7 protein-coding genes are annotated in these 8581 nt (G+C 72.6%); 3 read left to right on the top strand and 4 right to left on the bottom strand.

Features of this window, described 5'->3' with window-relative positions; genetic code table 11:
* Positions 1-170: 170 nt before the first annotated feature.
* Positions 171-2444 carry a PQQ-dependent sugar dehydrogenase gene (locus AB0A74_RS35200; protein ID WP_358256441.1) on the bottom strand — a complete coding sequence of 758 codons (2274 nt, stop codon included), beginning with the start codon at positions 2442-2444 and terminating at the stop codon, positions 171-173.
* Positions 2445-2564: 120 nt separating this feature from the next.
* Here AB0A74_RS35200 and AB0A74_RS35195 point away from each other — a divergent pair, with 120 nt between their 5' ends.
* Positions 2565-3320, top strand: coding sequence for a hypothetical protein (locus AB0A74_RS35195; protein WP_358256439.1), 756 nt, complete (start codon positions 2565-2567; stop codon positions 3318-3320).
* Here the strand turns inward: AB0A74_RS35195 and AB0A74_RS35190 are convergent.
* Positions 3301-4473: a glycosyltransferase gene (locus AB0A74_RS35190; RefSeq protein WP_358256437.1), complete on the bottom strand. Its 1173-nt coding sequence runs from the start codon at positions 4471-4473 to the stop codon at positions 3301-3303. The genes AB0A74_RS35195 and AB0A74_RS35190 overlap by 20 nt on opposite strands.
* A 134-nt stretch (positions 4474-4607) precedes the next feature.
* Positions 4608-5303: a FadR/GntR family transcriptional regulator gene (locus tag AB0A74_RS35185; protein WP_358256435.1), complete on the bottom strand. Its 696-nt coding sequence runs from the start codon at positions 5301-5303 to the stop codon at positions 4608-4610.
* A gap of 155 nt (positions 5304-5458) precedes the next feature.
* Between AB0A74_RS35185 and AB0A74_RS35180 the strand changes: the two genes are divergently transcribed.
* A complete protein-coding gene (locus tag AB0A74_RS35180; RefSeq protein ID WP_358256445.1) occupies positions 5459-5935 on the top strand; it encodes a gluconokinase in 477 nt (158 codons plus the stop codon).
* Positions 5932-7347, top strand: a complete 1416-nt coding sequence (locus tag AB0A74_RS35175; RefSeq protein ID WP_358256433.1) for a gluconate:H+ symporter — start codon at positions 5932-5934, stop codon at positions 7345-7347. Before AB0A74_RS35180 ends, AB0A74_RS35175 begins: the two co-directional genes overlap by 4 nt.
* 133 nt (positions 7348-7480) lie before the next feature.
* Here AB0A74_RS35175 and AB0A74_RS35170 read toward each other — a convergent pair whose 3' ends face one another.
* Positions 7481-8392: a trypsin-like peptidase domain-containing protein gene (locus AB0A74_RS35170; protein ID WP_358256432.1), complete on the bottom strand. Its 912-nt coding sequence runs from the start codon at positions 8390-8392 to the stop codon at positions 7481-7483.
* Positions 8393-8581: the final 189 nt, after the last annotated feature.

The following is an 8581-nucleotide window of genomic DNA, read 5'->3' as shown; positions in this document are numbered from 1 at the left end:
AACCCCAAAGCGTGGTTGCCTCCGGCAGGCCGTACGGGGAACGAACCGACGCCCTTCCACCCCCGGGGGCCTGCCGCGCGGCGAGCGCCGCTTTTGATCTTTCGCCCTTCACTCTTGATCTCTTCGCTCTTGATCTCTCCGCTCTTAATCTCGAAAGCGCGCCAGCGCGTTCAGCGCTTCCGGTAGTAAGCGGTATAAGTAGTAGCAACAGAAGGAGCGACAATGGTGTGCTCCTTGGCCCCACCATCCGACCAAGACGAGAACGTATAAGTCGACCGGTTCACCACCTGCGACTCAGGCGCGCTGACCGAGTTGGCCGACCCCACGATCACCGTCACCGAGAACGGCGTAGTCCGAGCCGACTCGTTGAACCCCAACCCCGACAACCGCAACCCGCCCGGGTTCGTCTTGAACGTCAACAGCACGGTCTGCGGCTCCAACCGGACCGTGGTCGACGCGCTCAACCCCTGCGAGTCCGTCGCCGTCAACCGCAGCCGCAGCGACGACGGGTACTGGTGGTCCGGCGCGGTGAACTGTCCACTCGCGACACCGTTGAACGTCTGCACCACGTGCTCGTGGCAGTCCGCCGCCGAGAGGCAGTGGTCCACCAGCAACGTCCAGCTCAACCCGGACGCCGGCACGGTCCCGTCCTGGACGTCACCCGCCCGCCCGGAAAACGCAACGACGTCTCCGACCTTCCACCGCACCGCGGCCGACGGCGCGTCGATCACCGGCGACGGCGGCGTGTTGCCGACCGTGATGGTCACCGTCGCGGTCCCCGTCGCCCCTTGCGGATCGGTCACCCTCAACGCAGGCGTGTACGTCCCGGCCGTCGTGTACGTGCGAGACGCCGCCGCACCCGTAGCGTCGCCAAAAGTGCCGTTCCCGTCCAGGTCCCAGCTGTACGTCAGCGCGCCACCCTCCGGATCGGTGGACGCCGTCCCGCTGAAGTTCACCGTCAGGGGCGCGCTGCCGCTGGTCGGGTTGGCCGAGATGCGCGCGGTCGGGGACTGGTTCGCCGCCGTGTAGACGATGCGGTGGATGGTCCCGTTGTCCATGTTCACGTAGAACAGGTCGCCGCCCGGCCCGATCTCCAGGTCCACCGGGTGCCCGGCGCCGCCACCCGACGAATCCACGCACACCAGGCACTGCCGCTGCGCGGGGTCGGGCAGGCCGTTCGCGCCCGGCATCATCGCCCAGATCTCGTTGCGGCTGTGGTCGCCGAAGAACAACGCACCGTTGTACGCCGCCGGGTACGAGCCGCCGTTGTAGAACGCGATGCCGGTGATGGACGAACTCCCGGTGCGGCACCCGGTGTAGCTCACGACGCACGCGTTGTGGTTGTAGGCGTAATACGGTGCCGTAACAGACCCCGGCGCGTCGTAGAGCTGCGTGCACATCGTCAGCCCTGCGCCCTCATAACCGCCCTGCCGCGCCGCACCTTCGTAGCACGGCCAGCCGAAGTTCCGCCCGCCACCGGGAACGAGCCGGTTGATCTCCTCCCAGACGGTCCAGCCGACGTCGCCGATCCACAGCTCGTCGCTGCCGGGCCGCTGGGTCATGCGGAACGGGTTGCGCAGGCCGTAGCCGACGACCCGGCGCAGGTTCGGGTCGGCGGAGGACGCGAACGGGTTGTCCGGCAGGCCCTGCCCGGTCGCGGGGTCGAGCCGCAGGACCGCGCCGTCCAGCGTCACGGGCGTGCGCCGCGGGCTCTGGCTGCGCAACGCGCCACCCTGCGCGCTCGGCGAGGTGAGCGCGGTGCCGACAGTGCCGGGCGGGTCGCCGCAGGGGTTGGCCTGGTTGCCCGCGTGGAAGTTGCCGTACTGGCCGTAGTCGACGTTGTTGAAGCTCGCGCCGTCGCCGCCGGTGACGTACAGCGCGCCGTCGCGGCCGAACAGGAGCGTGCCGACGGAGTGGCTCGGGTACTGCTGGCACCAGTCGTTGATCAGCACCTGCTCGTTGACGGCCGTGTTGCCGCTGGCGGTGAGCCGGGACAGCCGTCCCGACACCAGGCAGCCGTCCGTCGTGGGGCCCGGTGGCGTGGGGCAGGCGTCACCCCAGGTCGGGGCGGTGCCGCCGATGCGGGCGTCGTAGGCGTACAGGACGTAGACGTACGGGTTCGCCGGGAACCCGGGGTGCAGTTCGAGGCCGAGCAGGCCGCGGTCCCAGAAGTCGTGGACGCTCGCGGACAGGTCGGCGAACGTGGTCGGCGTCGGGTCGCTCAGGTTGTCGAAGACCTTGACGACACCGTTCTTCTGCGCGACGAACACCCGACCGTCGTCGGCGAACCGCACGGCGGTGGGGTTGGTGAGCCCGCTGAACACCACCCGGTCGCTGAAGTTCGGCGGCAGCACCGCGGCGTGCACGGCCGGCACCGCGACCACGGCGGGCGCCAGCAGGGCGAGGGTGAGGAGAGCTGTCTTCAGCCTGGGGCGCAGTCTCATCGCGGCCCCCTTCCCGGTCCGCTTTGGTTTGTCCATCGGCGGGCGCGGGGGAAGCCGTTACGCGGCAACAACTTGTGGTCGAGCCGCTACCTTGCGGATAAGATGCCGCGAGGGGGTGTCATGCGAACGCTGGACGAGCTGGAGTCGTGGCTGGCCCGCCACGACGACTTCGTGGACGCCCGGCTGGCGAGCTTCGAGGCGGGCGACGGGCGCGTGACCCTCGTCCTGCGGCGGACCGTGGTCCACAGCGCGGTGCCGGGCGAGCCGACGGCCGATGAGGTGCACGAACTGGTGGCCGAGGAGGTGGTCGAGTTCGTCCCGCCGCACGACCACTCGCCCGACCACCACATGCCGGACCTCCAGGCGGGCGAGGGCGCCGACCACCTCCACCTCGTGGCTTTCGTCCCCGGGCGGCTGCGCGTGGCCGCGAAGTCCTTCACCGAACGGCACGTGGACACCGAGTGGTCGTCCGTGCGGCCGTACGTGAGCGAGCGCGAGTTCACCGTGTTGGCCCTGCCCGACGGCGGGTTCTGGACCGCGCGGGTGAGCGCGGCGCTGGGTGTCGAGGTGGTGTGGCGTGCCCACGGCGGCGGCGCGCGGCGGCCCGGTCAGGACCCGGACGGCTGCTTCCTCCAGACCGTCGCCGCGCTGGGCACGACCGTCGGCGGCGTGTGGTGTTCGCGGGGCACGACAAGGACCACGTTCGTCCGCCGCACCGCCGACGACGCCCTGTGGCACGCCGTCCGCACGGTCGCCGCCGAAGCCGGGCCGGTCCGCACCGGCAATTGCGTCCTGGGCCCCGAGGACTGGTTGCGCCACCTCGACTCCGGGGTGTTGCCGCCGCCGGAGCGCCTGGTCACCGAGCCGCCCGGGTGAGCACCTCCACGCTGTCGGGCACCGGGGGCAGCGCGGCCATCTCGTCGGCCAGCCGGCGGGCCGCGGTCGCGTAGGACGGGTCGGTCAGCACGCGGTCCAGCGCGTCGCCCACCTCCGCCGGCGACGGGACCGCCACGCCCGCGCCCGACCGGGTCACGGCGTCGGCGTTGAGGAACTGGTCCAGCGAGAACAGCGGTGAGACGACGGTCGGGACGCCGGCCGCCAGGGCGGTCATGGTGGTGCCGAAGCCGCCGTGGCCGATGGCGGCCGAGGCGTGCGGCATCACGTCCGCCTGCGGCACGAACCGCTCCACCCGCACATGATCCACTGTGGACAGTGTCGTGTCGCCCGCCTCGCCGACCGTGACCAGCGCCCGCACCCGGCGCGCGGCCAGCGCGTCGACCAGGGACCGGTAGGCCCCCGCGAACGGGGGCAGAACGGCGGCGACCGTGCCGAAGCTCGCGTACACCAGCGGGCCGGTGCCGGGGACGTCCGGCGGCGGGGCCGTCGTGGACGGGACCGGATAGGCGAACCGGTGCACGGGCCGGCCGGGCGGCTCGGCCTCCAGCGACGCCGGCTCGGCCTCCAGCGATGTCGGCTCGGCCTCCAGCGATGTCGGCTCGGCCTCCAGCGATGCCGGCACGACCGTCAGCAGCGGCGCGGTCAGCAGGCCGTCGCCGGTGCAGCCGAGCTCGTCCAGGGTGGCGTCGTCGAGCATCCCGAACGCGACGGCGCCGGCCTCGGCCAACCCGATCGCGACCTCGACGTGCGGCACGCCCGCCCCGGTCGCGACCGCGAACGACGCGAACTCGGCGAACTCCCGCACCACCAGGTCCGGCCGGAACTCCTCGACCAGGGCCCGCATGGTGGGCAGGGCGGCGCGGGCGTCGATGCCCGCGAAGACCTCGTTGATGACGACCCGGTCGGCCTCCAGGCGCGGCAGGCCGGGCAGCCGCGCGAAGATCGGTCCGTGCTCGCCGGGAGCGGGTTCGGCGAGCGGCGCGTGCGGCAGGCCCGCGCGGGAGACGGTCGAGGCGAACGACGCGGGGGCGGCGACCCGGACCTCGTGCCCGGCGGCGGCACAGGCTCGGGCGAACGGCGTCATCGGTCCGAAGTGGCCGATGTTCGCCGTGGTGGCGAACAGGATGCGCATACCGCAGGGTCGCGCCGATCTCGCCGACCGTTACGCGGCCCCCGCCGACCAGACCACGGCCGCCGCCGACCACGGCCGCCGCCGGCCACGGCCCCCGCCGACACACGGCCGGCCATCGACACGCCGCCCCGGCGTCACGCCCCGCGCAGGGCGTGGGACGCCTCGGCGATGATGTCGCGCATCGCCTGCTCGGCGGCGGCCGGGTCGCCGGACTGCACGGCCTGCGCCACGTCGGCGTGCAGGCGGATCGCGGCCGGGTTGGGGCGGTCCGGCATCAGGCCGTGGTGGGTGCGGCCGATGAGGACCTCCGAGACCACGTCGGTGAGCGCGGCGAGCATCTCGTTGCCCGACGCCGCCAGCAGGGTCCGGTGGAACAGCAGGTCGGCCTCCAGGTAGGCCGCCAGGTTGCCCGCCTTGCCGTGCACGGCCATGTCCACCACCGCGCGGGTCATGTCGCCGCACTGCTCGGGCGTCGCGCGCACCGCCGCCAGCGCCGCCGCCACCGGCTCGACCCCGCCGCGCAGCTCGCCCAGCGACTCCAGCTGCGCCTCGCGGTCCGCGCCGTCGAGCCGCCACCGGATGATGCGCGGGTCGAACACGTTCCACGCGGACCGGTCGGCCACGGTCACGCCGACCCGCCGGCGCGTGGTGAGCACGCCCATCGACTCCAGGACCCGCACCACCTCGCGGATCACCGGCCGGGACACGCCGTTGCGCTCGGCCAGCTCGTCGATGCGCAGCACGTCGCCGGAAGCGATGGCCCCGGAGGTGATCAGCCGCCCCAGGTCGTCCAGGACGGTCTGGTGCAGGCCCGGCTTCGTGGTCGCCACGACGCGGAATCCTCTCACGATTGCGCCTGTCAGGAGCACCTGAACGATAAAGAACAGATCATTGAGGGCCGAGGCGTTGTAAAAAGCAGATGAATAGTTCAGGCTGTGCGGCACCGAACTCGAAGGGAGGCCGCGTGTCGCAGCCGATCGTGGTCATGGGCGTCTCGGGGTCGGGCAAGACGACCCTGGGCGCCGCGCTCGCTCGCCGCCTGGGCGTGCCGTTCGCCGACGCCGACGACTTCCACCCGCCCGCCAACATCGCCAAGATGGCCGCCGGCACGCCCCTGGACGACGCCGACCGCGCCCCGTGGCTGGCCGCCATCGCCGGGTGGCTGGCCGACCACGCCGACGGGGGCGTGGTCACCTGCTCAGCGTTGAAACGGGTGTTCCGCGACCGGTTGCGCGCCGCCGCGCCCGCGGTGTTCGTGCACCTCGCGGGCGACCCGGACGTGGTGCGCGCCCGCGTCGCCGCCCGGCCCGGCCACTTCATGCCGGTGAGCCTGGTCGCCTCCCAGTTCGCCGCCCTCGAACCGCTCGACGCCGACGAGCCCGGCGTCGTGCTCGACCTCGACCGGCCGGTCGAGGACCTGGTCACCTCCTGCCTCGCCGTCGCGGAAGGACTGCCGACATGACCCCCGCCGTGGAGACCCTGGCCGTTCAGCACCTGGCCGCAGCGCAAGCCCTGGCCGCGCAGACCCCGGCCGCGCAGGCCCTGAGCGTCGGACGGCTGGTGCCCGCCGCCCTGGTGGGCATCGCGCTGCTGGTCGCGCTGATCACCCGGTTCAAGCTCAACCCGTTCCTCGGGCTGACGATCTCGTCGCTGGCGGTGGCGCTGATCGCGGGCCTGCCGCTGGAGCAGGCGGTGGCGAGCTTCGGCAAGGGCTTCGGCGACACGGCCGCCGGGGTCGGCACCCTCATCGCGCTGGGCGCCATGATCGGCAAGCTGCTGGCCGACACCGGCGGCGCGGACGCGATCGTGGACGCCATCATCAGCCGGTCGTCGCGGCGGGCGCTGCCGTGGGCGATGGCCGTCGTGGGCGCGTTGATCGGCCTGCCGATGTTCTTCGAGATCGGCCTGGTGCTGATCATGCCGGTGATCCTGCTGATCTCCCGGCGGTCCGGGATGTCGTTGACGCGCCTGGGGATCCCGGCCCTGGCCGGCCTGTCGGTGATGCACGGCCTGGTCCCGCCGCACCCGGGCCCGCTGGTCGCGGTGAACGCGCTGAAGGCCGACCTCGGCATCACCCTGGGCCTGGGCGTCCTGATCGCGCTGCCCACGGTCGCCATCGCCGGCCCGCTGTTCGCCCGCTACGCCGCCCGCTGGGTGGACGTGCCCGCGCCGGAGCTGTTCGAGGCGGACGAGCGCCCGGACCGGCCCAAGCCCGGGTTCGGCGTCACGCTGGCCACGGTCCTGCTGCCGGTCGTGCTGATGATGGGCAAGGCGCTGGCCGACATCGTCCTGGTGAAGGGCAGCGTGGTCCGGTCGGTGGCCGACTTCCTCGGCACGCCCGTGATCGCGTTGCTGATCGCGGTGGTCGTGTCCATGGTGACGCTGGGCCGGGGCGCGCGGATGTCGGTGCGCGAGGTCGCGAAGTCGGTCGAGTCGGGCCTGCCGCCGATCGCGGGCATCCTGCTCATCGTGGCCGCCGGCGGCGGGTTCAAGCAGACCCTGATCGACACCGGCATCGGAAAGCTGATCGCGGACTGGGTGGCGGGCAGCGGCCTGTCCGTGCTGCTGCTGGCGTGGTTGGTGGCCGTGCTGATCCGCCTGGCGACGGGGTCGGCGACGGTGGCGACGGTGACGGCGTCGGGCATCCTCGCGCCGTTGGTGACGACGTTGAGCCCGGGGGAGACGTCCCTGCTGGTGCTGGCCATCGGCGCGGGGTCGCTGTTCTTCTCGCACGTCAACGACGCCGGGTTCTGGCTGGTGAAGGGGTACTTCGGGCTGACGGTAGGGCAGAACGTGAAGACGTGGTCGCTGATGGAGACGGTGATCTCGGTGACCGGCCTGGTGTTCGTGCTGCTGACCGACCTGGTGCTCTGACCACCACGCGACGAACCCGGCTCCGCGCACCGCACCGTCCGGGTGGCCGCAGAGCCCGCGCACCGCACCGTCCGGGTGGCCGCAGAGCCCGCGGACCGCGGACGGTGCGGCCCGCGGAGCCGGTTCGTCGAGCCTAGGCCGTGAGTTCGGTGGGCGTGGCGATCACGTCCACCATCGCGCCGTTGCGCAGGACGGTCACCGGCAACGGCAGGCCGATGGCCTCCGCGAACAGTTGCCGCTGGATGCCCTGCGCGTCGCGGACCTCCGTGCGGGCCACGCTCAGGACCAGGTCGCCGTCGTGCAGGCCCGCGCGGTCGGCCGGGCCGCCGGGGACGACCTGCACCAGGCGCACGCCCGCCTTCTGCCCGGTCCGCTCCGCCACCGGGTCGGGCAGGGGCGCGGGCACGCCCACCACGCCCAGGTACGCCCGGCGCACCCGGCCCTCGACCATCAGCGTCGACAGGATGCGTCGCGTGGTGCTGTTCATGGGGATCGCCAGGCCCAACCCGATGCCCGCCAACGCGGTGTTGATGCCGACCACCTCGCCGCGCGAGTTCGCCAGCGCGCCGCCGGAGTTGCCCGGGTTCAGGGCCGCGTCGGTCTGGATCACGTCCTCGATCACGCGCCCGGCCCGGCCGCTGCTCACCGGCACCGCCCGGCCCAACGCGCTCACCACGCCCGCCGTCACCGAACCCGCCAGGCCCAGCGGGCTGCCCACGGCGATCACCAACTGGCCCACCCGCAACGCGTCCGCGTCACCGAACACCGCCGCCGCCGGCGCGTCCGGGGCCTTCAGCACCGCCAGGTCCGACAACGGGTCCGCCCCCACCACGTCGAACCGGGCCTCGCTGCCGTCCGCGAACACCGCCGTCCCGTCCCGCCCGCCCCCCACGACGTGCGCGTTGGTCAGCAGGAACCCGTCGTCGGTGAACACCACGGCCGACCCAGCGCCGCGGCGCATCCGCACGCTGGCCACGTGCGGCGTCACGTCCCGCGCGACCGCCACCACGATCCGCGAGTAGGCGTCCAACGGGCTCTCGTCCACGCGGCCCTCCCGGGGATTACTTCATTACATCGTGCGCTCGGGAGCGGCGTGCTGTCAGGCGCGTTCGCCGTCAGCGCAGCAGCAGCGCGAGGCCCACGGCGTCGGTGCACGGCTCAAGCGGTCGATCAAGGTAAGCGAGAAGAACGCGGGCCGGAAGATCCGTGCCCGCGTCCACTCAACTCAACACGC

The sequence above is a fragment of the Saccharothrix sp. NPDC042600 genome, from assembly GCF_040647305.1.
Lineage (GTDB): Bacteria > Actinomycetota > Actinomycetes > Mycobacteriales > Pseudonocardiaceae > Actinosynnema > Actinosynnema mutabilis.
Note: the sequence above shows the minus strand (reverse complement) of the source record. Positions and strands in the feature narration are given on the sequence as shown.